We start from the raw sequence: 26229 nt of genomic DNA, 5'->3' as shown, positions 1-26229 counted from the left end.
GGAGTGGCAAGGATACGTAACACACCATATTTATTGACATAGAGGAGAACGACCATGCTAACGGATTCACATACACATTTAAATGCCGAACAATTTAAAGATGATCAAGAGGAAGTTATTCAGCGGGCGTTAGATGCCGGTGTTACGAGAATTGTGAATGTCGGCTTTAACCGCGAAACCATCCCGAGCTCGATTGAGCTTGCTGAGAAATACGATTTTATTTACTCAACGGTAGGCTGGCATCCCGTCGATGCCATTGATATGATGCCTGGTGATTTGGAATGGATCGAGTCCTTATGCCAGCATGAGAAGGTGGTCGCGATCGGAGAGATTGGTCTGGATTATTATTGGGACAAATCACCGAAGGATGTGCAACAGCGGGTTTTTCGGGAGCAAATTCGTCTTGCGCGTAAGCTGGGGATGCCGATTGTGATTCATAATCGAGATGCACATCAAGATATCTTAACGATTCTCAAAGAAGAGAAGGCAGCCGAAGTCGGAGGCATCATGCATTGCTTCTCAGGGAGCTGGGAAACGGCCAAGCAATGTCTGGATATGAACTTCCATATTTCCTTTGGAGGGCCAGTTACTTTTAAAAATGCTGTGCAACCGAAAGAGGTGTTGGCACAGGTTCCGCTTGATCGTCTATTGATCGAAACGGATGCTCCTTACTTAACACCCCATCCTTTCCGCGGTAAGCGCAATGAAACCGGTTATGTTCGCTTAGTGGCTGAGACTGCCGCGGAAATTCGTGGGATGACGCTGGAAGAGCTAGCTGAAGTTACGACGAATAATGCGATTCGTTTACTCGGCCTCAAGTAAAATACTTTTGTTGAATTTCCGACGCAGGACAACACCGCATGCGAAGGAAATGAAGGAGAGACTGAGCAGTGGAACTAGGAGATATAGGATTGGCGTTCCCATCATAAATGGAATCGTCAGGATGACAAGCTGGGGTGTGAGAGTTAACCAGATGATATAGGCTAGAGAACCTGCCTTGGCTTGAGACTCCAATGGATACATACTGAGCCAGAACGTATACCGATGCGCACGCTCCAGAGACGAAAGCTGAACCATCGAGATCACAAGTGCGATGAGTAGAATTACGCTTTTTGCAGTCGTGGAATCTGAAACGGCTAAGGCTAATACGCCAATCACAGTAAGCCGGAGAACAATCGCGAATAATTCAGTGCGCAGCAATGTCTTCATATATAAGTAGAGAAACGCCGAATCCTGTCGAAATGGGATCGTTCGTGTAAGCCCGCTGATCCAACCTCGGCGGGCTATTCGCGTTGGTAACTGAGGGACATCTACGAACCAATTGAAGAAGGCGTAGAGTCTAGCCTGCTGCTGCTTCTCTTTGGCAATCAGATAATCCCATCCGATCACATATTTAGCAACAGAACGAAACGCGGAAAGCCATACGAATACAAGCAACAATGCTGTTATGCTGGCCCATAAGCTACTATAGTGAAATTGAACGGTAATGAGGGAAATGGACGCGATCCAACGAAAGATGACAGACAGTAATCTTGTTCGTTCAGCAGCAAATCTGCCTTCCTGCCAACTGGCTAATAGGTTAGCTACTTTTAATAGAAGCAATAGAGCTAACATTAGTAGAAATGGCTGTGAATCCGCTCCTAAACAATGGTTATAAAGCGGACGAAGTGTGACCCAAGCAAGAAATAACCAGAGCCCCTGAAGTGAAAAGCTATAGAAGAAGCTGCTTCGGAAATAAGCGTCCATTTCATGTTCAATCCGCAACAGAAACATCCGATCGGCACTGCGGGTCAGTGTTCGAATGGGACTTGAAGTGACGAGTGGAACGAGCGCGAGCAGGACGATCCATAGGTACGGATAATCTGTCGGAAGTCGCTGTAATGTTTTTGCATAATAATAGGAAGAAACGATGACAAGAAACAACAAGAATCCGATAAAATTACTGCGTGCGGCATACTGCCAATAACCCATGGATTCCTTCATATAATGTTGAAAACGCTGCTTCCATAATGCTTGAGTGTTAAATGCATGTGTAGTATCTTTTGGCTGGTTCATCGCAGTTCTCCTTGAACAAGCTTGTAGAAGATGTCGTCTAATGACGCCTGGGGAAGCTCTGTTTGTGCGCGTAATTCGACTAAATCTCCCTGAGCAACCATGTGGCCCTTGTGGAGAACGACATAGTTATCGCAATATTTTTCAATTGTAGACAAAATGTGTGAGGAAATGAGGAATGATGCGCCTTTTTGTTTCATTTTAACCATTAATTCGAGCAAGGAACGTATAGCTAAAGGGTCGAGACCGAGAAATGGCTCATCGATAATATATAACGAGGGCTCGATCAGGAACGCATTCATGATCATGACCTTTTGCTTCATCCCTTTGGATAAATGATTTGCGAAGCTATTCAGCTTGTCTTTCATTTGAAATTGCTCTAACAAGGACTGGGAACGGGTTTCGTAGTCCTCCTTGGAAACGCCATAAGCCATGGCTGTTAGCTCAAGGTGTTCACGAATCGTAAGCTCTTCGTATAACTCTGGACTTTCAGGTACATAGGCGTATGTAGCGCGGTAGGGAATTGGACTTTCGGCTAAAGTTAAGCCTTTAATACGAATGGATCCTTTTTGCGGCTGCAGCAGTCCTAATATATTTTTGATGGTGGTACTTTTCCCTGCCCCGTTGAGTCCGATTAGCCCCATCATTTCACCTTGGCGGATCGAAAATGTGAGGTCATGCAGAACTGGTCTGTTAGGTAAGTATCCCCCGAATAAAGCGTTTACTTCTAAGATGGGAACCATCTCAATTGCCTCCCTAAATAGCAAATTATTGGTATTTATCATTCAATTACTTCCAGAATCATTATAAACAAATTTGCGTTTTTAGCCTAGTTTTGGTCATTATGCATTAAAAAATCGAGTATACGTACGTTAAAGTTAGGTACATGTAGATATAAGTGGATTATATTTGAAAAATAATCGAAATTTAAGTGATTTAGCCCTTTTTAACGGGTGTTAATCCCTTTACAGGTTGAGCTTAACAGCGTAATATACTTTTCATAATAACTTAATATCCAATTTGCCAATTTTCCATTCGCTGAGTTCCAAATGTGGAAACGGGGGAACCACTGCAAGCTTAATTAGCATTCAAATGCGGTTAAGTAAGCAGAGAGTAACAGGGGTGAATCATGGACGTCAAACAAGTAGTTTGCGTCTGCGTAGGGCGACTCTCACGTCCGAATCCGTCAGCTAACCTCGTAAGCGTAAGAGAGGTAACGATTGTCGTGCGTGCTATTTGTATTTCACTATGCAAACTAAGCCAGCGAGAAGAGTCCTCTTCTTGCTGGCTTTTTGTCCTCATACAGGGTTTTACACAGATAAAAAGACATAAAATGACCCGGAATTCATAGGATGATGAATAGGTAAAAGGGGGGACGACCAGATTCAGCGAGGTTAGAAAGCTGAAGATGGCGAGCATGTTAAGTTAAACTAAAAACCTTAGTCGCGTCAAATTTAATCATGCTGTAACCTGGCGGCGAGGCTTTGAAGGAGGACCGAAAAAGTGGGCAGTATCTCAATTAGCGAGACCCATGTAAAACGATCATCCAGCATGTCCTTCGCATTGCGATGGAAGCATGAAAACTTGCGTTTGATTTTAAGCCTAGCTATAATCTCAATCGCAATGACTTTCATGTTTTTGGTGTTGTTGTACGGAACGGCTACCAAGAGCGTATCCGTGGTTGTGAATGGACAAGAAACTATTGTGCACACGAAGCAATGGGTCCTGCAACGCCTACTGGATGAACAAGCCATAAAGATTGGAGAGCACGATGAAATTTCAGCTTCACTTACGACCAAGCTCAAGGGTGGAGACAAAATTGTTATCGAGCAGGCCTCACCAATTCAATTGACTGCTGATGGAAAGACCACCACTGTTTACACAACTGCAAGAACGGTAGAAAGTGCATTGCAACGTTTAAATATTGCACTTGGGGAGAACGATCGTATCACTCCCGAACCGACGGCCGCTCTAAGCACAGGTGATGAAATCAAGATCGTCCGTGTGAAAAAAGAGACGGAGGAAGTCTCTGAACCGATCGCATTCGAGACAGAGAAAAAGAATGACGCATCTTTACTTAAAGGGAAAGAGCAAGTCGTCCAAGAAGGTAAAGAAGGCGTATTGGTCAAGAAGAAAGAAAAGACTTTCGAGGACGGTGTTTTAGTCGCGGAAGCAGTTGTGGGTGAAGAAGTACAATCAGAAAGCGTTAAGAAAGTAGTATCTGTAGGCACGAAAAATCCTGTGGTCGTTCTCTCCGCCTCTTCACCGAGTGTGGATGAGGTTTCCAAGAATGGTGTGACCTTCGGCTACAAACAAATTCTCAAAAACGTGAAACTTACTGCTTATTCAGCGGACGCCGCGTCGACAGGCAAAACCGAGGGCTCCTCTGGTTATGGTAAAACCTACACGGGGACTACTGTAACCGAAGGTCGCACAATTGCCGTAGATCCGAAGGTGATTCCACTGGGTTGGTGGGTGTATATTGAAGGGATTGGCTTCCGTCGTGCTGAGGATATTGGCAGCGGCGTGAAAGGTCAGATGATCGATGTATATTACGAGGATCATGGCTATGCGAATAAATTCGGAACCAAACAAGGGTACACGGTATATGTGGTTGGCCCTACAAAACCGTCTCAAAACTAACGTGTATTCGGAAGTTTTGACGGGAACACTACTAAATACACGTAGCTTGGCATCTGCCGCGCGAAAGAAGAGGAGACCCCTCTTCTTTTTCTGCTTGTACTGGGAAGGAAAATGTAGATGATAAAAGAAATGATCGTTGTGGAGGGTAAGGACGATACAGCTGCCATCAGGCGGGCTGTGGAGGCGGATACGATTGAAACGGGCGGCTCCGCCATCGGACAAGCCGTACTCAAGCGGATCGCGCTGGCTCAGCAGCGCAGAGGCGTCATTATATTCACGGATCCCGATCACGCAGGTGAGCGGATTCGCAAAATCGTGGCAGCCAAGGTGCCTGGCTGCAAGCATGCCTTCATTACGCAGGAGCAAGCCGCGTATAAAGGCGACATTGGCGTCGAGAACGCGACGCCGGAGACGATCCGTCAGGCGCTTCAGAGCCTGCGGACAGAGTACGACGCAGCGGTCTCTCAGCTGACGATGGAGGATTTGATCGGCGCGGGCCTCGTCGTGCATCCGGATGCGGCGGCACGCCGCTTGGCCGTAGGCAACGCCTTAGGCATTGGTTATTGCAATGGTAAGCAATTTTATAAGCGCTGCGCGATGTTTCAGATTTCGCGAGAGGAATTCGAAGCGGCGCTCGAGCATTTGAATTGACATATATGTTAGAGATCCTATAGATAACGAGGTCTATCCTATGACGATATCCGGGCAAGAAGTGATTGTAACCGCAGAAGATGTAGCTACACCAAGTAAAACGAAACAAATTATTAAGAAAAATGGCCTCGTGCTGAAGAAAAGCTTGGGCCAGAACTTTTTGATTGATCAAAATATATTGAGCAAGATTGTCATGGCCGCTGAGCTCGGGCCTACGAAGGCTGCGCTCGAGATCGGCCCCGGCATCGGCGCGCTCACACAGCAGCTAGCCAAGCTCGCTGGCCGCGTGCTGGCTGTCGAGATCGATCAGCGTCTGCTGCCTATTCTGGACGAGACGCTGGCGCCATACCCCCATGCTACAGTCGTTCATGGGGATATCTTGAAGACTAACCTGCAGGAGCTGTTCCAGCAGCATTTCGAAGGCGTGGAGGGCGTCAGTGTTGTCGCCAACCTGCCCTACTACATCACGACGCCGATCATCATGAAGCTTCTCGAAGAGAAGCTCCCGCTGGAGAATATCGTCGTGATGATCCAAAAAGAAGTGGCCGACCGCATGGCGGCTCGTCCAGGCACCAAGGATTACGGCAGCCTTAGCATTGCCGTGCAGTTCTACTGCGAGCCAGAGCTCGTCACCATCGTGCCTCGCACCGTCTTCGTGCCGCAGCCGAACGTCGATTCCGCTGTCATCCGGCTGCGTGTACGTCAAACGCCTCCAGTGGAAGTGGCGGACGTGGACTTCTTCTTTGCCGTCGTCCAAGCGTCCTTCGTTCAGCGTCGCAAAACCTTATACAACAACCTCGCGGCAAGGTTCTTTTCCAAAGAGAACAAGCCTGAGCTGGAAGCTTTGCTGCACAGCATTCAGATCGAGCCTTCCCGTCGCGGTGAAACACTCAGCATGGAGGAATTTGCTCGCTTGTCGACGGCTCTTCGTGCGCACGGGTGCAAATAACCCGCACCAAATGCCTAGTCTCGCCATAGGATACCCCTAGGAGGGGATTTGTGCGATGAGGCAAGGAGATTTTGTGACCCGTATTTCCTATGGCGGAGACGTCGTGTTTAAAATTGAACGAATTGAGCATCTCAAGGCGATTCTGCGAGGTGTCGATTATCGGTTGCTAGCAGATGCGCCGCTTTCGGATCTGACAAAAACGAATCTTAAAGAGACCTTAGATCATCCGAGATCGAGCTCGCCTGAGTTTCGTGAGTCGCTGCGTCGGCTGGCAGTGTCTCAAGTGCAGTTGCAGGAGAAGAATCAGTTAGCCATCAACCATAAACAAAAGCCTCAACCCAATAATAATAGCTATTTTGAAGTGCCGGGAAGGGTGCTTCATCTAGATGGCGATCCAAGTTACCTGCGCAAAAGTATGCAGCTCTACGGCGAATTACGCGTGCCAGCAGAAGGTTTTTTCATTCCTGAGGTGCAAATGGCGGAAGCACTGCAAAGATTGCTTCCTCAATATAAACCGGACATCGTTGTCATCACAGGTCATGATGGCATTTTGAAAAATCGGCAAAGCGTCAGCCCGAGCAATCTGTCGAGCTATAAGAATTCCCAAAACTTTGTGAATGCGGTTCGAGTGGCTAGACAATATGAGAGAAATCGTGATTCATTAATTATTGTGGCGGGTGCATGTCAGTCGCATTTTGAAGCCTTATTACGGGCTGGGGCTAATTTCGCAAGTTCACCTGCTCGCATTCTCATTCACGCCTTAGATCCGCTCTGTATCGCTGCCAAGCTGTCCTATACCCCAACAAAAGAAACGATCTCGATGTTGGATATCATGGACTTGACCGTAACAGGCTTAGAGGGTCTAGGTGGGGTAGAGACGCGTGGCAGCTATCGGATGGGTGTTCCTGGTATTCAACACACGGATGAGTCTATTTAGCTTAGCTGGCGCTCGAGAAACACTTATTTGTCATCGACTCCGTGGAGGGGGTGACAGAGAGGTGTTCTTTTTTTGCGCGTAAAAAACATAAGTTTACTGTGTTTACTCCGGAGCAACCATGAAAAATGCGCTCTTTCTTAAGGTGTTATGAAGAAGTTTCTCCATAACTGGAAAAGTGTGAATAATTTGCGAACATTGGTGACAACCTGAAGGAAGGGGAAATCGGAAATTGAACAAAAATGCCGTTGACAACGGGATTGGGGTGCTGATATAATATTTGCCCTTGTTTGACATGAATGGCTGAATGGGTTATAATTGACAAGGAAAGAGGTGGTAGTTGACAATGGCAAAAAATGCGCTATTGGAAATCAAACGCAGTTTGGAGCCCCACGTTGGGCAGAAGATCATGTTGAGAGCGAATGGTGGCCGTCGTAAGACTGTCGAGCGTTCTGGTGTTTTAGAAGAAACCTACCCTTCTGTGTTTATTGTGAAATTAGATCAAGAATCCCACGCCTTCAAACGAGTGTCATACAGCTACGCCGATATCCTCACCGAATCCGTCGAAGTTACAGTATGCAACGATGATGGTCAGGTTCGCATCACTTACATACAGCATTAGCTTAACAGCGTTCCGATATTGAACAGACCCTCGTGGTCTGTTTTTGCTTTGTATAGAGATATAGAGATGTTTGATCATGGTGAAGTTCAAGATGGTGCATGGACGTAAAGTGATGGGGCATACTAATCGAAATCGTCATCAATCACTGCTTATGATGGTTGCAGAGTTCATTTTGCGAAAATGATAAGGGGGATTTGGTATGAGTCGAAGAAGAAGTGTTATGTCCGAAAGCTTTAAATATGAATTAGCGAAGGATCTTGGTTTCTACGATGTCGTGCAGCGTGAAGGTTGGTCTGGCATTCGTACGAAGGATGCGGGGAATATGGTGAAGCGGGCGATTCAAATTGCAGAGGAGCATCTGGCGAAGCAGCATGTGTCAACTCCGACACACGCCCAGGTTACACCAACTAACTACCGTCAGCCAACAGCTAGTCAGCCTGCATTTAACGGGCAGAGTTATACTCAATCGTATAACACGCATCAACCAGCCACTGGCTATCAGCAGTCAGGCCAAGCGGGGCAGCGTCCGTATTATAGCTAAAGCAATTGCTTTAGCTTTTTTTTTGCGCTTTTGTTATAATATCTCAATGGCAATCGAGCAAAAGAAGGTGATCGGATGAAGATTTTTGAGAAAGCACCGGCTAAAATTAATTTGTCTCTTGATGTTTTACATAAAAGACCAGACGGCTACCATGAAGTTGAGATGGTGATGACGATGGTGGATCTTGCAGATCGGATCGAAATGCAGGAACTCGCGCGTGACACGATTATTATATCGAGTCAGGCGGGCTATATTCCGCTCGATGAGAAGAACCTGGCCTTTCAGGCAGCGCGTCTTATTAAGGACCGCTATGACGTCAAGCAAGGCGTCTACATTCACTTGGACAAGCGTATTCCTGTGGCTGCCGGTTTGGCTGGCGGTAGCAGCGACGCGGCAGCAACGCTGAGAGGTCTCAACCGTCTCTGGAACCTAAATATCCCTAATGAGGAGCTTCAGGTGCTTGGTGCAGAGCTTGGCTCCGATGTGCCTTTCTGTGTGACAGGAGGGACTGCCCTTGCGACAGGTCGCGGCGAAAAGCTGGAGCATATCTCGGCTCCGCCTCAGTGCTGGGTCGTGCTGGCAAAGCCGCCGATCAATGTATCGACTTCGGAGATCTACGGGAAGCTGAACGCACGGGAGATCAAGCATCATCCTTCTACACAGGGTGTGTTAAGTGCGATTCAGGACAAGCAGTTCGACCGTCTGTGCGACAATCTAGGCAATGTGCTGGAGGAAGTGACACTGGATCTCTATCCAGAAGTTAGGCATCTCAAGGAGTGCATGCAGCGCTTGGGTGCGGACGGTGTGTTGATGTCAGGCAGCGGGCCAACCGTATTTGGTCTCGTTTCCAAGGAGGCGAAGGTGCCGCGCATCTACAATGGGCTGCGGGGCTTTTGTAAGGATGTTTATGCTGTGCGCATGCTGACATAATGAGTCTTATGAGAGCCCCGCTATGGGGCTCTTTTTCAATTAAAGGGGCATAATGGTAATGGTGGCTCCTGAACCTTGAGGCGCGTTACATTTATGTGAGGTTTGTGTTAACATAATTTTCATGGTTAGCTTGAATAAATACGTATAAAAGTGGTATATTTTCATTATAATATTCGGATTTTTGGGGGTAGTGCGATGAAAAAGTTGAAAAGGAGCGCTAGGCTGGTGGAAATGACACAATATTTGTTATTTCGCCCTCACTCGTTAATCCCTTTAACGACTTTTGCCGAGCGTTACAACTCCGCGAAATCTTCCATAAGCGAAGATCTTGCCATCATTAAAGAAGTGTTTGAAGAAGAAGGACTAGGTGAGCTTAATACGCTTGCTGGTGCCGCTGGAGGCGTGAAATTTTCACCGAAGGTGCCCAAAGAAATATCCTTGAAGTTTATCCAGAACCTATGTTTGCAACTGCAACAACCAGAACGGATTCTTCCCGGCGGATATTTGTATATGTCCGATATCATGGGGCAGCCCCAGTATTTGAACGAAATTGGCAAAACTTTTGCATCCGCTTTCGCTGGTCGCGATGTAGATGTGATTATGACCGTTGAAACCAAAGGGATCCCGCTTGCTTATGCGACGGCCACCTATATGAACTTGCCTGTTGTTATCGTACGTAGAGACAGCCGGGTAACGGAAGGTTCGGCAGTTAGTATTAACTATGTGTCGGGCTCCAACAAGCGGATCCAAACCATGTCACTAGCAAGGCGCGCCCTGAAGGAAGAGTCCAAGGTGCTGATCATCGATGACTTCATGCATGTTGGCGGCACGATTCATGGCATGATGGACCTGTTAGCGGAGTTTAAAGCGACTGTACAAGGTGTAGGCGTATTCATGGAATCCTGCGAAGCTGAGGAGCAATTGGTAGATAACTATGTCTCACTAGCTCGATTATATGGCGTAGACTCCAAGACAAAGCAAATTACGGTAGAGCCAGGTAACTATTTTGATACGAAATAAATTACTCCGCCGTCACAAGTGATTTCTATATTCAAAAAAGGAGATTCGTAAAGCATGGAACTTATTTCAACATCAGCAGCACCTGCTGCTATTGGACCTTATTCACAGGCGGTTAAATTAGGTAACCTTTTGTTTACTTCCGGACAGATCCCATTAGGTTTGGATGGTCAAATCGTAGAGGGCGGGATCAAGGAACAGGCACATCAAGTTTTTGCAAATTTGAAAGGCGTGCTTGAAGCAGCGGGTTCATCTTTCGGACATGTCGCGAAGGCAACTGTCTTCCTGAAAGACATGAATCAATTTGGGGAGCTTAATGAGATTTATGCAACCTACTTTGGTGACCACAAACCAGCTAGATCTACCGTTGAAGTTGCGAGATTACCTCGTGATGTTTTTGTCGAAATTGAACTAATTGCTGTGATTCCTGTCGAAATTTAACAGAAACATTAAGAACACATTAAATTATCAAATTTTTCAAAAAAATAAGAAGGAATTTGCATAGAGATGTTGAATATATCACCCAAGTCTCAGAGATGGAAAAAGGTGGTGAACACAAGTGCAAATTACAGATGTAAGACTCCGCCGGGTAAACTCCGAGGGGAGGATGAAGGCGATTGCTTCTATTACCATTGATAACGAGTTCGTCGTACACGACATTCGTGTCATCGATGGCAATAACGGAATGTTCGTTGCTATGCCGAGCAAGCGAACACCAGACGGTGAATTCCGCGATATCGCTCATCCGATTTCGTCCACAACTCGTGAGAAGATTCAAGCTGCAGTACTAGCTGAATATGATCGCGCAGCTGTAGAAGAGGAAGTTATTGAAGAAGGCGCATAATTCAGATTATTGAGAGAGCCCTTGGGGCTCTCTTTTCTTTTCGCAGGTAATGATGCTATATTGGGGGAAGAACTCATCGTTGTATAGATAAAGAGAAATCATGAATTTATTAATAAGGGAGTTGGATATTCGTTGAAGCTCATGGCAATTGTGTTGGCTGCAGGACAAGGGAAACGAATGAAATCAAAGCTATACAAGGTGCTTCACCCGGTTGTTGGTAAACCGATGGTGGGTCACGTTGTTGATACGCTGCAAGATATAAAAGTAACGCAAACGGTTGTGGTCGTTGGATTTGGTGCGGAGGCAGTGAAAGGATACCTAGGTGATCGTGCTCAGTATGCACTGCAAGAGCAACAACTAGGAACAGGTCATGCGGTGCTTCAGGCGAAGGAAATGCTTGGCGAGGAAGAAGGAATGACGGTTGTCATTTGCGGGGATACCCCCCTAATAACAGCAACTACGCTTCAAGAGACCATTGAACTGCACCGACAATCAGGAGCGGCCGCGACAATTTTGACAGCGAAGCTGAACGAGCCGCAAGGCTACGGACGTATTATTCGCGGGAAAGATGGACGCGTTGCTCGCATCGTTGAGCAGAAGGATTGCTCACCAGAGGAAGCGGCTGTTCAGGAGATTAACACGGGTACGTACATTTTTGATAATCGAAAAATGTTCAAAGCGCTGGCGTCCGTTACGAACCAGAATGTACAGAATGAGTATTACCTAACCGATGTTATCGGCATTATGACGAGTGCAGGCGAAGTTGTTCAAGGCTATTGCATGGCAGATCCAGCTGAGTCGATTGGCGTGAACGATCGTGTGGCATTGTCCGAAGCAGAGCAGCTGTTCAAAGCGCGAATTAACCGCCAGCATATGTTGAACGGGGTTACCATTATCGATCCGCTGAATACGTATATCGAGAAGGATGTTGTGATTGGCGCAGATACGGTACTGTTGCCGGGCACGATTTTACGCGGAAATACGCGAATTGGTGAGCTTTGTACGATTGGGCCGCAAACTGAAATCATCGATTCCACCATTCAGGATGAAGTGACGATTAAGCAATCGGTTCTTCAAGGTGCATTTGTAGATAACGAAACATCAGTAGGGCCATTTGCTTATTTGAGACCTGGCGCTAAGCTTGGCAAGCAAGTGAAGGTTGGCGACTTCGTAGAGATTAAAAATGCAACGCTGGGTGAAGGGACGAAGGTTTCTCATTTGAGCTACGTAGGTGACGCGGTTGTCGGGACGAATGTCAACATCGGTTGCGGTGCGATAACAGTGAATTATGATGGCTTTAATAAAAACCTGACTGAAATCGGTGATAATGCGTTCGTGGGCAGCAATGTCAATTTGATCGCGCCAGTGAAAATTGGGAACGGGGCCTATGTGGTTGCGGGTTCCACGATTACACATAACGTAAACGAGGGTGATCTGGCTATCGCGCGAGAGCGTCAAGAGAATAAAGCGGGCTATGCAGATAAAATCAAAGCACGGATGAAGGCGAAGAAAGAGAACAAAGGTCGTTGATGGACTGTGAGTGACCAGGCGCGGCGGAGTCATTAAACAGTAGGAATGGAACCTCTTGAGGTGGGGGCGTTAGAAGTGAGATGCTGCCTACTCAGCTTGGTTTGCGTGAGAGCGACCAGGCTGAGCGAGACCGAAAGAGGTTCTTTGTCTTACCACATAAGAAAGTATAAGTTTTCGGCTTCCGAAAACAGCTTTCTTATTGGCGATAAAACCATATATAGGGATCTTTGGTCGAGGACCAAAGTCTCTCCGCTTTAACGCGGTCGCTCATCTGTGAATGGCCTCGATAGAGGTTTTCTCACTAGTACGCCTGCTAATACCCCTTGAATGTAAGCGCTTAATATCCGGGGCGTGAAACAAAAGTATGCTTCTTTCTGCTATAAAAGATACGATTAATCTTAACGAAATGACGGTTGTACATTTCAATGAAACCTATATCCTTGTGCAGATTTTGATAGTATACTTGGACGGGTACGTCCGCATCGACATGATCTTGTAAATGATCATCTTCTGTAAGCTGTTGTCCATGAAGATACATCGTTCGTTTATCACCTACAGCTTTTTTGGGATGGATAACATTGGAAAACATTGGGGAACGGGTATATTGTAAACAATAACCTTTAGAAGCGGGTTCCGCAAAGGTTTTTTAGTTTTATATCTAGGGGGATTTTGAAAATTATGAAATGTTTTATCGGACTGGGAAATCCGGGAAAGCAGTATGAGCTTAATCGGCACAATGTCGGGTTCATGGCGATTGACCGCTTTGCCGCCAAATGGGGAATCACCTCTTTTCAGAATAAAGGGAAAGGGCTGCTGGCAGAAGGTAATGTGAATGGGACGAAGGTATATTTACTTAAGCCCATGACGTACATGAACCTTTCGGGTGAATCCATGCGAGCATTCCTTGATTTCTATAAAGCGAAATTGGAAGACGTCGTCATCGTTTATGATGATATGGATACGAGCTTTGGCCAAATTCGTCTTCGTTACCAAGGGAGCCCAGGAGGGCATAACGGCATTAAGTCGATTATTCAGCATGGGGGCACACAAATTTTCAATCGTATCCGGATTGGTGTGAATCGCCCAGCACCGGGCTATAACATTGCGGATTATGTGCTGTCCAACTTTTCAAAAGAAGAGATGAAGTCCATTAACGAAGTGTTGGATCTAACATGTGAGGCGATGGAGTTTAGTTTGGGCGAGTCTTTCGAGAAAACGATGGCTAAGTTTAATAAATAAACACTTTCAGTCATTCTGTTGTATAAATGATGATATGTACGCAACCTATCCGAAATGACAATGGCAGATTCGGCTAATTTCTCCGAAGAATGGTCATACTAGGATGTAATCGAATTGTCGAAGGAGGCATACATATGATCAAGTATATTTGCAGGCATTGTCATACCTTTGTCGGGGAAATTAATCAGCATGCAATTACGGAGCAGCAGTTAGGCTTCCATTTCTTGACCCCTGATGAGCGTAGAGATATAATATCGTATAATACGAACGGAGATGTTACGGTTAGGGTCGTTTGCGACTATTGTCATGAGGCACTAGAAGCGAACCCAGAATTATCCCTGCTAGCCAGTCCGTTGCAATAATTATGATGAAGATGAAGAGTTAATAGCCGAGGCAAGTGTGCCGAGGCTTCTTTTTGTGAGGGGAGTGTACTTGTTTGCAAGCTTTAATTCAAGCTTTTTCTGCGGATACCGACTTTCAAACGATCGTGACAGGCCTAAAGTCCGAAATGAAAGAGCAGCTCATTGCCGGTTTAACTGGCTCCTCCAGGCAAGTGATGCTGGCCTCACTCGCGCGTGAGCTTGAGCGTCCGCTTTTCGTTGTTACGCACAATATGTTCGCTGCGCAAAAAATAGCGGAGGACCTCTTGGAGTGTCTGTCCCCTAATGAAGTGCTGCTCTATCCATCTCAAGAGCTTCTGACTACGGAAGAAGCGGCTTCAAGCCCAGAGATGCTAGCGCAGCGTATTGACGTTCTCACCAAACTTGCCGGCGGATACCGCGGCGTGGTTATTGCGCCATTTGCTGGTGTACGAAGATTGCTTCCACTCAAACAAGTGTTCGAGGAGTCCCGTGTAACGATTAATGTCGGGGATACGGTTCAATTAGACGAGCTGCTAGCCAGCTTATCCAGTCTAGGCTACGAACGGGTTGAGCGAGTCGAAACAAAAGGTGAGATGAGTGTTCGAGGCGGAATTCTCGATTTATTCCCATTAACGTCGGAGAATGCGATTCGGATTGAGCTTTTTGATATCGAGGTCGACTCTATTCGGACTTTCGATGTTAGTGACCAACGGTCAATTGATAAGTTAACAACGGTGACGATCCCTCCATGCCGCGAGATTCAAGCGGATAGAAAGCGGTTACAGTCAGCTGCCCAGCACGCCTACGAGCTGCTGCAAGAGCAACTGGCGAAGATGACCGAGCGTTCAGCTAAAGACAAGCTGTTAGAGGTCATAGGCCGCGATATCGAGCTAATGCGCGAGGGTCAGACGTTCCCAGGCATTTATAAATATATTTCTCTCCTATATACGGAAAGACAGACGCTCATGGACTACATGCCCAAAGATTCGATTCTCATTATCGACGAGCCTGCCCGCCTACTGGAAACAGCGAAGCAGCTCGAACGCGATGAAGCCGAGTGGATGATGCATGCGTTAACTGAGGGGAAGAGCTTGCCGGCTTTTGTGCTGTCCAAATCTTACGAAACCTTGCTGCACCGCAGACCGTTCCCGACGTTGTATGTGTCACTTTTCCTTCGTCAGGTAGCGGGTATACAGCCGCAAAATATCGTTAACTTTGTTTGCCGTGTGATGCAAAACTTCCATGGGCAGATGAATCTCCTCAAGGCTGAAATGGAGCGCTGGAAGAAAAATGGCAGCAAGGTCATTCTGCTGGCAAATGGGGATGACCGTGCAGAGCGTGTACGTCGTGTTCTAGGCGATTACCAGATCGAAGTTCCTGAGATTGTAGATGGCAATCTGCAAACAGGCTTTGAAATGCCTTCGATCCATCTCGTCGTCATTACGGAGGGTGAAATTTTCACCCAGAAGCAGCGTAAGGCACGTAAAGTGGAGAAGAAGCTGGAGAATGCGGAGCGGATCAAAAGCTATCAAGAGCTGAAGGTCGGCGACTACGTTGTTCATGTAAATCACGGGATTGGGAAATATGTTGGTATCGGCACCTTAGAGGTTGGCGGGATTCATAAGGATTATCTGCATATTATGTATGCCGGCGGCGACAAGCTGTCTGTTCCGATTGACCAGATTGATCTGATTCAAAAGTATGTCGGTTCTGAAGAGAAAGAACCGAAGGTCTATAAACTTGGCGGCGCAGATTGGGCCCGTGTGAAGAGCAAAGCTCGCGCATCGGTCAAAGATATTGCAGATGAGCTGATTAAGCTGTATGCGGAACGCCAAGCTGCGACTGGTTACGGATTTAGCACGGACAGCTCTTACCAGAACGAGTTCGAAGCGATGTTCCCTTACGATGAAACGCGAGATCAGCTTCGCGCCATTGAGGAAATCAAAACGGATATGGAAAAAGCACGTCCCATGGATAGACTGTTGTGCGGAGACGTTGGCTATGGGAAAACCGAGGTTGCCGTTCGTGCAGCCTTCAAAGCTGCGATTGACGGGAAGCAGGTTGCTGTTCTCGTGCCAACGACGATTTTGGCGCAGCAGCATTATGAAACATTCCGTGAGCGCTTCTCCGGCTATCCGTTCAATGTGAAAGTGTTAAGTCGTTTCCGGTCCAAGAAGGAACAGACGGAGGTCATGAAAGGGGTCAAGAAGGGCGTCGTTGATGTCGTGATTGGGACCCATCGCCTCTTGTCACAAGACGTCCAGTTCAAGGATCTAGGTTTGCTCATCGTCGATGAGGAGCAGCGTTTCGGCGTGTCCCACAAGGAGAAGCTAAAACGCCTTAAGACGAACGTGGACGTGCTCACGCTAACTGCAACGCCAATTCCAAGAACCTTGCACATGTCCATGCTGGGGGTTCGTGACTTATCGGTCATTGAAACACCGCCAGAGAACCGTTTCCCGGTTCAGACCTATGTGGTGGAATATGGGCCGACGCTGGTTAGAGAAGCCATTGAACGAGAGCTGGCACGTGAGGGGCAAGTGTATTATCTCTACAATCGCGTGCAAGGCATCACACAAATAGCCGATCAAATCTCGATGATGATTCCAGAAGCGCGGGTAACCGTAGCACATGGCCAAATGGGCGAGCAGGAGCTCGAGAAGACGATTCTCGATTTCTTGGACGGGGAGTATGATGTTCTCGTCAGCACGAGCATTATTGAAACCGGTGTAGATATCCCGAATGTGAACACACTTATTGTCCATGATGCTGATAAAATGGGGCTTTCCCAGCTCTATCAGCTGCGTGGACGTGTGGGTCGGTCGAATCGCGTCGCTTATGCTTATTTCACGTATCAGCGTGATAAAGTGCTGACAGAAGTAGCCGAGAAACGACTTCAAGCGATTAAAGAGTTTACAGAACTAGGTTCAGGCTTTAAAATTGCGATGAGGGACTTATCCATTCGTGGCGCAGGAAACTTATTGGGTGCTGAGCAGCACGGCTTCATTGCATCCGTCGGCTTTGATTTGTACTCGCAAATGCTAGCCGAGGAAATTGCAAAGCTGAAGCTAGAAATAGATGGAGAAGCCGTCATTCCAGAGCCGGAATGGCATACTTCAATCGATATTCAATTGGATGCGTATTTGCCATCTGATTACATCTATGACAGCATGCAGAAAATCGAAATTTACAAAAAAGTGGCCGCCATTCGTACGCTGGAAGAAGCCGCGGATCTGCATGATGAGCTCGTTGATCGCTTCGGCGATCTGCCGCAGGCCGTGTTCAACCTACTGACAGTGGCTCGTTTGAAAGCATACGGTTCGGATTACCGGATTGAAACGATTAGCCAAAAAGGGGAGGATTACCTAATCAAGGTGCATATCGACCAGAATGGCAGGCTGGATGGTCAGAAGCTGCTTGCCTTGTCCAAAGGCTTTGATGGTCGTATCAAATTGAACGCAGACCCGCAGTTACTTATTGTTATCCGCTTTAAAGGCATGAAGCCGGAAGCCTCCATCGAATTGTTGGAGAAATTCTTGGTACAATATAAGGATGTTCTGAAAACGAAAGGGGAATTACAGGATGTTGCCAAATGAAACTAGCAGACAACGACTTACTTCGAAAAAATGGATATTAGGTTTGGTGACAGTAGTCCTTGCATTCTCTGTCCTCAGCGCGTGTGGAAGCAAAAAGGAAGGCGCTGGAACAGCATCGCCTTCCGCTACAGCGGCTGCTAAAGGTAATCCAAGCGATATTATTGCTACGTACAAAGAAGGCGGGAAAATTACACGCGGTGAATTCGATTCATTCATCAATGTAAATAAAATGTTCTCCCCGCAACTAGCCCAATACCTGGAAGATCCGGCTTTTCAACAAGATATGTTGAAGCAAATGGTTACTTTCCGTGTTCTTTCCGCCAAAGCGGATGATAAAGTGAAAGCGGATGCTGACAAACAAGTAACAGAGCAAATGAAAGCCATCACCGACTACTTCGGCAAGCAAGAAGGCGGAATGGACAAGCAGTTGAAAGACAATGGTATCGAGTTGAAGGATATCGAGTCCCTAATGAAATTAAGCTTCTACACAATGGGCAGCATGGAAAGTAAAATTACAGACCAAGCGGTTCAAGATGCGTATAAAGAACAAGCGGCAGCACATGCATTTGACGTTGCAACCGTTAGCCACATTCTGATCTCCTTGAAAGATTCTGCGACACAAGCAGATCTTCGTACGAAGGATGAAGCGCTGAAAAGAGCGAAAGAAGTGAAAGCGAAGTTGGATGCAGGCGGCGATTTCGCAGCGCTTGCAAAAGAATATTCCGATGATCCAGGCTCCAAAGATGCAGGCGGTACGTACAAGGATGCCAACATCAATGAATGGGTAACAGAGTTCAAGGATGCAGCTAGCACGCTTCCATTGAACAAAATCAGTGATCCAGTTGAATCCACTTTTGGTTACCACGTAATGAAAGTAGAATCCAGAAGCACGAAGCAACTGGATGATACACTCAAAACACAAATCAAATCTCAGCTTGCAGAGAAATCTTTGTCTGAGTTTGCAGAAACAGAGTACCCGAAACTGATCGAAACGAATAACCTTCCTAAAGTGGAAACAAGCCCAGCACCAGCGGCAAGTCCAGCAGCTAGTCCTGCGGCAAGCCCAGCTGCAAAGTAAGAATTTACCAGGATGTCCGATAATGGGCATCCTGTTTTTATTTCTCATTTTTGGACATGATAAGCGCAGCAGGGTGCAGAGCTAAATAAAGTAAATTGCTTAGTCGAGGCGTCTGCATAGAAGAATGGGAAGTGAAGAATACTAAGGATAGATTTCAAGTTCCCACCAAATCCCGATCTAGCATACAAGGTTTCATGCTCGTGTCGTATCTAATTCGAAAGCGGAAAGTGAGGCATCTAGAGGTATGAAAGCAACTGGAATTGTCCGTCGGATAGATGATTTAGGGAGAGTTGTAATCCCCAAGGAAATACGGCGCACCCTACGCATTCGTGAAGGTGACCCTTTGGAAATTTTCGTGGATCGTGATGGAGAAGTCATTCTGAAGAAATATTCACCGATTGGTGAGCTTGGTGATTTTGCGAAGGAATACGCAGAGTCGTTATTTGAAAGCACCAATCACGTTGCCTTGATTTCCGATCGAGATCATATTATTGCCATGGCTGGCGGGTCTAAAAAAGATTATTTAGAGAAATCCGTAGGGGCAATCATTGAGGCTTGCATGGAAAATCGTAAGGCTGTCATTGAAAGTAGTTCAGGGCAATTTGAGATTATTAAAGACACCAATGAAACGTTCACTTCCTTTGTAGCTGCACCGATTGTGGCAGGTGGCGATCCCATTGGTTCGGTTATCCTGATTTCGAAGGACGAGAATGTGAAAATGGCGAATATGGAAGTTAAAATGGTTGAGACTGCGGCTGGATTTCTAGCGAAGCAGATGGAGCAATGAACACATAATCCCAAACGAAGGCTTCCTTACGGAGATGGTGACGCATCTGTAAGAGAAGCTTTTTTTGTCTGAACTGGTAGATTTCGCTATAATACGTACATAGAACTCATGTTAGTGTAGAGGGGTAGTTCGGAATGAGTGTCACCGGCAAGGAGCAAGATCAACAGGACGAGGGGCTCCAGAGGCATGGTGACGGTAAACGGGGGAACATGCTATTGAAGGGCGCTGCCCTGCTGGGCGCTGCTGCTGTGATCTCCAAGTTATTAGGGACACTGCAGAAGATTCCTTTGCAAAACGTAGCCGGAGATGTGGCTTTTGGTATTTATAATGCGGTTTATCCGCTCTATATTTTGATCTTATTTGCAGCCACTGCTGGATTTCCAGTCGCTGTGTCTAAATTCGTAGCCGAACGTGTCATGGAAGGGGATCATCCTGGCGCGAAGCGGATTGTGGTTGTCTCATCTGTGCTATTAATGAGCGCAGGGCTTCTCTTATTTCTTTTGTTGTATTTCGGTGCCGAGACGATTGCTGGTTGGATTGGCATTTCTCAAACCGTGACAGCAATCCGCAGTATCTCATTTGCATTGCTCCTATCTCCCGTTCTTGCCGTCCTGCGCGGATATTTTCAAGGGTATCAGAATATGGTGCCAACCGCGGTTTCGCAAGTCATTGAACAGCTCATTCGTGTGATTACGATGGTCGCTTTGCTGCTGTATATGGTCGCTCTCGCCTACGATGAAGCTTGGATCGCAGCGGGTGCCACATTTGGCTCTGTGACAGGTGCTGGAGCGGGTCTAGTGGTGATGGTCGTGTATTGGCGGAGAGGGCGGCGTGTAGAGCGCCAGAAGGCAGGCTTGCCAACGAATGGAGGGCGAGAGGAAGGGACAGGGCATAAGTCAGAAAGGGAAGCGATGAAGGCGATAGCAGCTGGCCTAGAGTCAACGCAAGCGACCTCTTCCTGGCAGTGGGCGAAACGCATTACGGTGTATGCGATACCTGTATGCCTAGGCGCTATTGTAGTGCCGTTACTCACCCTTGTGGATACTTTCACCATGCCGCGGCTGCTGGAAACTTCGTTTGGCAGCGAGATGGAGGCTATGCGTCAGTTCGGTCTATATAATCGCGGGCTTCCACTCGTGCAGCTGGTCGTGATGGTGGCGTCCTCGATGTCAGCCGTCTTGGTGCCGGCGATAGCCGAAGCTAAGGTAAAAGGGCAGCTAGATCTTATCCGTTCTCGAGCTGAAATGTCCGTCAGGCTCGCGTGGCTGATCGGGCTCGGAGCTTCATTTGGACTCGCCTTCTTGGCGGTCCCGATCAACATGATGCTCTATACGAGCGCTGAGGCAAGCTGGACGATGGCCGTATTGGCTTTCACGGCTTTATTTAGTACCCTGAACGCTGTCAGCGCCAGCGTTCTCCAGGGCGCCGGCGCGATCCGCACGCCGGTCAAGGCCCTGCTCGTTGCCATCGTGCTGAAAGCACTCGGCAACGTGTTACTGCTGCCCCGCTGGGGCATCGACGGCGCCGCGCTCAGCGCGGTGATCGCTTACGCCGCTGCCGCGGGGCTGAATCTGGTGCAGCTGCGACGCAGCACCGGGGTGCGCTTTGCGCTGCGGCCGTACGCCGTCAGTCCCGCGCTGGGCGTGGGACTGATGGGCGGCGGCCTCGCAGCGCTGCAAGGTCTGGCCATGCTCGCTGTGGCGGCATGGCACGTGCCTGAGCGATGGAGCGCTAGCGCCATCGCTTTGGTTGGTGTAGCCGGCGGCGCGGCCGTCTACGGGCTTGCGCTGCTGCGCAGCGGCAGCATCAGCCGTGAGGAGCTGCGGCTGATGCCCGAGCTGGACCGGAAACTAGCGCCGGTACTGGCGAAGCTGCGGCCGACGAAGTTTTCGGCCGGCTCCGCAGACCCTGAGTAGCGGCTGTTTCACGCGCCCGTGCAGAACAAACTAGCTATTTCGCTCTGTAGTGATGAAAATCATCACTACTGCTCCGCTTGAGCACTTTTTGCACATCTCACGAACCCACACTCACAAATATGCCCCAATCGGCAAAATTCCTATAACCATCAATCAGGAGGTGTCATCCCATGTCAATAAACAAGCCGCAAATTACCGTCCTTGGACTCGGGACTGGAGACGAAGATCAACTAACCTTAGGAGTCTGGAAGAAACTCCAACTCGCTGCGAAGTCACAAGCCAAACTATTCCTACGGACGAAAGACCATCCCATGGTTCAGCTGCTGGATGCCAATCAGATCCCCTACGAGACGTTTGATGCGAACTACATGTCGAATGAGTCGTTTGAAGGCGTCTACGAGTCCATCGCGGAACAATTAATCACTACAGCAAAAAGTCATACGGCTGAAGTGCTGTACGCTGTCCCTGGTCATCCGATGGTGGCGGAATACACAGTTCAGCTATTGAAACAAAACTGTCCTTCCGAGGGCATTGAGCTCCAAATCACAGGTGGCGAGAGCTTCTTGGACCAAGCGTTCCTGCGTTTTGGTTTTGACCCGATTGATGGCTTTCAACTGCTCGATGCAACGAGCATTAGTCGTTATGCTTTGAATCCGCAGCTGCATACGGTAATTGGGCAGGTCTACGATACGTACACGGCATCTGATCTGAAAATTAGCCTGATGGAAGCTTACCCAGATGAATACCGAGTTGTTGTTGGTCATTCATTAGGTGTGGCGGGTCAGGAGCAGATCATTGAAGTGCCGCTTCATGAGCTGGATCATGTTAAAGGCTACGGCAATTTGTCACTCGTCTGGGTGCCCCGCAGTGAACAACAGGAGCCGTTCTATCGAACATTTGGCAAATTGCATGAGATTGTGCAGACTCTGCGCAGTCCAGAAGGCTGCCCATGGGACCGCGAGCAGACACACGAGAGTCTGCGCAAAAATTTGATCGAAGAAGCCTACGAAGTGCTGGAAACGATCGATGAAGATGATCCGGATCATATGTGCGAGGAGCTTGGTGATCTGCTTTTACAAGTCATGCTGCATGCTCAGATGGAAGAGGAGATCGGGACTTTCACTGTATACGATGTGATTGCCACTTTGAATGAGAAGCTGATACGCCGTCATCCCCATGTGTTTGGCGAGCAGAAGGCAGAAGATGCCGATGAAGCGCTTGTGAACTGGAACGCGATGAAGGCGGAGGAGAAGCGGAAGAAAGGCATTGATGTCACGAAGCAATCCGTGCTGGACGGTATTCCGCGTGAGTTACCGGGCTTGATGAAGGCGATGAAGCTGCAGAAGAAGGCGGCAACCGTCGGTTTTGACTGGACAGAGCTGGAGGATGTGCTTGCTAAAGTGGAAGAGGAGCTTACCGAACTGCGTGAAGCGATTGCGAAGCCAGCGGAAGAAGGAGCTCAGGAGCGTCGTGACGAGCTGGGCGATGTTCTCTTTTCTATCGTGAATGTTGCTAGATTCCTCAAAGTAGATCCCGAAGAAGCGCTAGCCCAAACTAACCGTAAATTTATGCAAAGATTTTCATATATCGAGGAACAGCTACGTTTAAAGGGCCTATCTTTTGAACAAACTGGGTTATCAGAGATGGAACAATACTGGCAGGAAGCAAAAAAAGTTATAAAACTTGATCAGCGATAGAAGGATTTTGCCGAAAAAAGCAGAATACTAGACTTGTTGCAAGGTAAAATCATGAAATGTAACCACAGTTGGTACATAGAAGACCTGATCTTCAAACATTTTGGGAGGTAAAGAAAACACATGAACAAAACAGATTTGATCAACAACATTGCAGAAAAAAGCGGACTTACTAAGAAAGACGTAGAAGTTGTCCTTAACGGATTCCTTGGTGAAGTGACAGACGCTCTTTCATCCGGAGATAAAGTACAATTGATTGGTTTCGGTACATTCGAAACTCGCAAACGTTCCGGCCGTACAGGTCGTAACCCACAAACGGGTAACCCAATCGAAATCGCAGAATCCAATGTTCCTGCTTTCAAAGCGGGCAACAAGCTTAAAGACGCTGTAAAATAATGCGGATCGATAAATTTCTCAAAGTATCTCGTCTGATTAAACGCCGTACGGTTGCGAAGGATGTGTCCGATCAAGGACGCGTGTGGATCAATGGTAGAGACGCTAAAGCGAGTACGCATGTGAAAGTTGGAGATGAGCTATCCATTCAGTTCGGTCAAAAGAAAGTAACGATTCGCGTTGAGCTTCTGACTGAGTCTACCCGTAAGGAAGACGCTGCGCAGATGTACACGTTGCTGAAGGAAGAAGCCTTCCAATCCGAATAACGCATAACTGTGAAGTAGCCTGGGATTCCTGCAGAGGGGATTTCGGGCTACTTTTTTTATGGGCATAAGATGCAAGGCTTGGTTCTAAAAAAGGACATCCTCCCATATCGTAAGATTAGGTGAAGGAGGGGTACAGGCCATGATCGAACCCGTGAAAAACAACAATAAAAGGCAAGAAATTAAAATGCTGAATCGCAAGCTCTTGGAAATATCGGGAGTTTTGAACGTAGAAAGCTTTGATAGCGAAGAATTCCTCCTAGAAACGGAAATGGGCTACTTGATGATTAAGGGGCAGAATTTGCACATCAAGAACTTGAGCTTGGAGCAAGGATTAGTCGCCATTGAAGGTATTATTCATGAATTAGCCTATGTGGACGGGAATACCCAGGAGAAATCCAAAGGGTTCCTAGGCAAGCTATTTAAGTGACGCTTCACGTTCAGTTTCATACGATTTTTATCATGTTCTTGAGTGGAATTTGCATAGGGGCTCTGTTCGATGTGTTCCATGTACTCTCGGGCAAGCTGCGATTGCCACGATGGACCATTCCGATTGTGGATAGTATCTATTGGATTGTGGCGACAATCCTGGTGTTCAAGATGCTTATTTACAGTAATGAAGGACAAGTTCGTATTTTTATTTTCCTCGGCATGGGGATCGGGATCAGCTTCTATTTTGCACTCCTCAGTTCGCTTGTCATTCGCCTTACGCTCGTTCTCATTCGAATTATTGTGGCGATTTACCGCTTCCTTACGAGGACTGTCGAAATTTTAATCATTAAACCGATTATTGGCTTATATCGTCTGATCGTGATAATTTTAGGATTTTTGCTAGCCGTAGCTATATTCCTGTATAGAATTGTGCTACAATTGCTTTATCCTGTGTGGAGATTATTCCTCTGGATGACTAAGCCTGTGCATAAGTACTTGGTGATCCCTGATTGGTTGAAGAAACTAAAGGGACGTATCATTACGCTTTATCACAGGATATTCTCGAAGTAGGAGGAATTCCTATTCATGCATGCTCAAGCAACCGTTTCAACCAAGCGCATCAGTCGGGAAGGCTCGAAGCGAAGACTTCGTATTCTTTTGATCATTGTCTTATGTTTTCTGAGCTGGGCTGCTGTTAACATCTGGGGGCAGTTCGCCAAGCTGCACGAGAAGAAAAGTGTCGTAGCAAATATGGAGCAACAACTCGTCGAGGCACAGAAGGTAAATGTCCAAACGACGAAGGAAATCGCACGGCTTCATAACGACGAATATTTGGATCAAATCATTCGCCGAGACTTTCATTACAGTAAAACGGGAGAGACGCCACTAAGTGTCTCGAAGTCGCAATAAAAAACATTACGAAGAAGTGGCGAATGCCGTGTTGACCGTGGTTTCTGCATCGGTTATAATCGGCGTAGCCAGTGTTTTCAACATTTTAAGGGAGGAACATTTTACTTTATGGCAATTGAAGTTGGCACCAAGTTAGAGGGAAGAGTGACGGGGATTACTCACTTTGGAGCATTCGTCGAGCTTGCTGAAGGAGTTACCGGTCTTGTTCACATTTCGGAGATCGCAGACAATTATGTGAAGGACGTTAATGACCACTTGAAGCTGGAAGACAAGGTAACGGTCAAAGTAATTAACGTGGACAAGGATGGCAAGATCGGACTGTCGATCAAGCAAACGATTGACAAGCCAGTTGAGGAAAGACCAGCTCGTCCTGAACGTACAGGTGGCAGCAGCTATCAAGGTCGCCCTAGTGGAGATCGTCCAAGTGGCGGTTACCAAGGTGGTCGCCCAAGCGGTGGCGGCGATCGTAGTGGTCCTCCAAGCGGTGGTTCCGGTGGTGGTGGCGGTCGTCCAGGTGGCGGCGGTGGCTTCAATCGTGGTGGCGGTGGTGGTGGTCGCGGCGGCTTTAATAAGCAGCAAGGCGGTGCTAGACCGTTTTCGTTCGAAGATAAAGTATCTCGTTTCCTTAAAGATAGTGAAGAACGGATTTCGTCCTTGAAGAAGAACACCGAGTCCAAACGTGGTGGCCGAGGCGGAAGAAGAGACTAATAGATGCAGATGATGAACCACATTCGCTTAAACGAATGTGGTTTTTTCTGTGTTCTAGTGACAAGTCGCGCGAAAGAATATAAAACAATCGACATGGAGTTACGGGTATCTTCCCCATACGCAGGGCGAAAGTTCGAGG

At 47.4% G+C, this 26229-nt stretch carries 27 protein-coding genes, 1 pseudogene and 1 riboswitch; of the genes and pseudogenes, 25 read left to right on the top strand and 3 right to left on the bottom strand.

All coding sequences use genetic code 11. From position 1 onward, the window contains the following. Positions 1-54: 54 nt before the first annotated feature. Positions 55-822, top strand: coding sequence for a TatD family hydrolase (locus AC1DVJ_RS20665; protein ID WP_477593100.1), 768 nt, complete (start codon positions 55-57; stop codon positions 820-822). Here the strand turns inward: AC1DVJ_RS20665 and AC1DVJ_RS20660 are convergent. Beyond that, positions 805-2055 (bottom strand): ABC transporter permease, encoded by a 1251-nt coding sequence (locus tag AC1DVJ_RS20660; protein WP_477593099.1) that lies wholly within the window; start codon positions 2053-2055, stop codon positions 805-807. The genes AC1DVJ_RS20665 and AC1DVJ_RS20660 overlap by 18 nt on opposite strands. Then, positions 2052-2795, bottom strand: a complete 744-nt coding sequence (locus AC1DVJ_RS20655; RefSeq protein ID WP_477593098.1) for an ABC transporter ATP-binding protein — start codon at positions 2793-2795, stop codon at positions 2052-2054. Before AC1DVJ_RS20655 ends, AC1DVJ_RS20660 begins: the two co-directional genes overlap by 4 nt. A gap of 283 nt (positions 2796-3078) precedes the next feature. Continuing rightward, positions 3079-3272: riboswitch (cyclic di-AMP (ydaO/yuaA leader) on the top strand. Between the two features lie 283 nt (positions 3273-3555). Between AC1DVJ_RS20655 and AC1DVJ_RS20650 the strand changes: the two genes are divergently transcribed. The 11 genes and pseudogenes from AC1DVJ_RS20650 (at position 3556) to glmU (ending at position 12713) form a co-directional block, all read left to right on the top strand. Then, positions 3556-4695: a ubiquitin-like domain-containing protein gene (locus tag AC1DVJ_RS20650; RefSeq protein WP_477593097.1), complete on the top strand. Its 1140-nt coding sequence runs from the start codon at positions 3556-3558 to the stop codon at positions 4693-4695. Positions 4696-4812: 117 nt separating this feature from the next. Further along, the gene (gene rnmV / locus AC1DVJ_RS20645) at positions 4813-5346 is read left to right on the top strand and encodes a ribonuclease M5 (RefSeq protein WP_477593096.1); all 534 of its coding nucleotides are present in this window, start codon (positions 4813-4815) and stop codon (positions 5344-5346) included. A gap of 40 nt (positions 5347-5386) precedes the next feature. Beyond that, the gene (gene rsmA, locus AC1DVJ_RS20640; RefSeq protein ID WP_477593095.1) at positions 5387-6295 is read left to right on the top strand and encodes a 16S rRNA (adenine(1518)-N(6)/adenine(1519)-N(6))-dimethyltransferase RsmA; all 909 of its coding nucleotides are present in this window, start codon (positions 5387-5389) and stop codon (positions 6293-6295) included. Positions 6296-6350: 55 nt separating this feature from the next. Continuing rightward, positions 6351-7232, top strand: a complete 882-nt coding sequence (yabG, locus tag AC1DVJ_RS20635) for a sporulation peptidase YabG (RefSeq protein ID WP_477593094.1) — start codon at positions 6351-6353, stop codon at positions 7230-7232. A gap of 343 nt (positions 7233-7575) precedes the next feature. Further along, the gene (gene veg, locus AC1DVJ_RS20630; protein ID WP_028557365.1) at positions 7576-7851 is read left to right on the top strand and encodes a biofilm formation stimulator Veg; all 276 of its coding nucleotides are present in this window, start codon (positions 7576-7578) and stop codon (positions 7849-7851) included. A 199-nt stretch (positions 7852-8050) separates the two neighbouring features. Then, positions 8051-8224 (top strand): annotated as a pseudogene (locus AC1DVJ_RS20625) (small, acid-soluble spore protein, alpha/beta type); the annotation flags it as partial. A gap of 243 nt (positions 8225-8467) precedes the next feature. After that, positions 8468-9322: a 4-(cytidine 5'-diphospho)-2-C-methyl-D-erythritol kinase gene (gene ispE / locus AC1DVJ_RS20620; protein ID WP_477593093.1), complete on the top strand. Its 855-nt coding sequence runs from the start codon at positions 8468-8470 to the stop codon at positions 9320-9322. 195 nt (positions 9323-9517) lie between these two features. Continuing rightward, complete coding sequence (gene purR, locus AC1DVJ_RS20615; protein WP_065854315.1) at positions 9518-10342, top strand: pur operon repressor; 825 nt, start codon at positions 9518-9520, stop codon at positions 10340-10342. Positions 10343-10396: 54 nt separating this feature from the next. Continuing rightward, positions 10397-10780 carry a RidA family protein gene (locus AC1DVJ_RS20610; protein ID WP_477593092.1) on the top strand — a complete coding sequence of 128 codons (384 nt, stop codon included), beginning with the start codon at positions 10397-10399 and terminating at the stop codon, positions 10778-10780. Positions 10781-10898: 118 nt separating this feature from the next. Beyond that, the gene (gene spoVG / locus AC1DVJ_RS20605; protein ID WP_028557369.1) at positions 10899-11183 is read left to right on the top strand and encodes a septation regulator SpoVG; all 285 of its coding nucleotides are present in this window, start codon (positions 10899-10901) and stop codon (positions 11181-11183) included. A gap of 132 nt (positions 11184-11315) precedes the next feature. Next, a complete protein-coding gene (gene glmU / locus AC1DVJ_RS20600; RefSeq protein ID WP_477593091.1) occupies positions 11316-12713 on the top strand; it encodes a bifunctional UDP-N-acetylglucosamine diphosphorylase/glucosamine-1-phosphate N-acetyltransferase GlmU in 1398 nt (465 codons plus the stop codon). A 337-nt stretch (positions 12714-13050) separates the two neighbouring features. Here the strand turns inward: glmU and AC1DVJ_RS20595 are convergent, their stop codons facing one another. Then, positions 13051-13302 (bottom strand): hypothetical protein, encoded by a 252-nt coding sequence (locus AC1DVJ_RS20595; RefSeq protein ID WP_477593090.1) that lies wholly within the window; start codon positions 13300-13302, stop codon positions 13051-13053. 89 nt (positions 13303-13391) lie between these two features. Here AC1DVJ_RS20595 and pth point away from each other — a divergent pair, with 89 nt between their 5' ends. The 13 genes from pth (at position 13392) to AC1DVJ_RS20530 (ending at position 26090) form a co-directional block, all read left to right on the top strand. Then, the gene (gene pth, locus AC1DVJ_RS20590) at positions 13392-13952 is read left to right on the top strand and encodes an aminoacyl-tRNA hydrolase (protein ID WP_477593089.1); all 561 of its coding nucleotides are present in this window, start codon (positions 13392-13394) and stop codon (positions 13950-13952) included. A gap of 134 nt (positions 13953-14086) precedes the next feature. After that, positions 14087-14314, top strand: coding sequence for an anti-sigma-F factor Fin (locus AC1DVJ_RS20585; protein ID WP_310502535.1), 228 nt, complete (start codon positions 14087-14089; stop codon positions 14312-14314). A 74-nt stretch (positions 14315-14388) separates the two neighbouring features. Further along, positions 14389-17910: a transcription-repair coupling factor gene (gene mfd / locus AC1DVJ_RS20580; protein ID WP_477593088.1), complete on the top strand. Its 3522-nt coding sequence runs from the start codon at positions 14389-14391 to the stop codon at positions 17908-17910. Next, positions 17897-18988, top strand: coding sequence for a peptidylprolyl isomerase (locus AC1DVJ_RS20575; RefSeq protein ID WP_477593087.1), 1092 nt, complete (start codon positions 17897-17899; stop codon positions 18986-18988). Before mfd ends, AC1DVJ_RS20575 begins: the two co-directional genes overlap by 14 nt. Positions 18989-19232: 244 nt before the next feature. Next, the gene (gene spoVT / locus AC1DVJ_RS20570; protein ID WP_477593086.1) at positions 19233-19775 is read left to right on the top strand and encodes a stage V sporulation protein T; all 543 of its coding nucleotides are present in this window, start codon (positions 19233-19235) and stop codon (positions 19773-19775) included. A 134-nt stretch (positions 19776-19909) separates the two neighbouring features. After that, entirely contained in the window at positions 19910-21691 is a 1782-nt protein-coding gene (locus AC1DVJ_RS20565) for a putative polysaccharide biosynthesis protein (RefSeq protein ID WP_477593085.1), read from the top strand. A gap of 170 nt (positions 21692-21861) precedes the next feature. Beyond that, on the top strand, positions 21862-23388 hold the full coding sequence (gene yabN, locus AC1DVJ_RS20560; RefSeq protein ID WP_477593084.1) for a bifunctional methyltransferase/pyrophosphohydrolase YabN: 1527 nt from the start codon (positions 21862-21864) through the stop codon (positions 23386-23388). 120 nt (positions 23389-23508) lie between these two features. Next, positions 23509-23781: an HU family DNA-binding protein gene (locus AC1DVJ_RS20555; RefSeq protein WP_028557378.1), complete on the top strand. Its 273-nt coding sequence runs from the start codon at positions 23509-23511 to the stop codon at positions 23779-23781. Continuing rightward, positions 23781-24044: an RNA-binding S4 domain-containing protein gene (locus AC1DVJ_RS20550; RefSeq protein ID WP_057313307.1), complete on the top strand. Its 264-nt coding sequence runs from the start codon at positions 23781-23783 to the stop codon at positions 24042-24044. Before AC1DVJ_RS20555 ends, AC1DVJ_RS20550 begins: the two co-directional genes overlap by 1 nt. A gap of 139 nt (positions 24045-24183) precedes the next feature. Next, positions 24184-24471: a sporulation protein YabP gene (gene yabP / locus AC1DVJ_RS20545; RefSeq protein ID WP_028557380.1), complete on the top strand. Its 288-nt coding sequence runs from the start codon at positions 24184-24186 to the stop codon at positions 24469-24471. Continuing rightward, entirely contained in the window at positions 24468-25043 is a 576-nt protein-coding gene (gene yabQ, locus AC1DVJ_RS20540) for a spore cortex biosynthesis protein YabQ (RefSeq protein ID WP_477593083.1), read from the top strand. The genes yabP and yabQ overlap by 4 nt, the downstream gene beginning before the upstream one ends. A 15-nt stretch (positions 25044-25058) precedes the next feature. Next, on the top strand, positions 25059-25382 hold the full coding sequence (locus AC1DVJ_RS20535) for an FtsB family cell division protein (protein WP_477593082.1): 324 nt from the start codon (positions 25059-25061) through the stop codon (positions 25380-25382). A 108-nt stretch (positions 25383-25490) separates the two neighbouring features. Further along, positions 25491-26090: a S1 domain-containing RNA-binding protein gene (locus AC1DVJ_RS20530; protein ID WP_477593081.1), complete on the top strand. Its 600-nt coding sequence runs from the start codon at positions 25491-25493 to the stop codon at positions 26088-26090. Positions 26091-26229: the final 139 nt, after the last annotated feature.

The sequence above is a fragment of the Paenibacillus sp. P4_A9 genome (assembly GCF_056402415.1).
The sequence above is the reverse complement of the archived record's forward strand: the minus strand, read 5'-3'. Positions and strand labels throughout refer to the sequence as shown.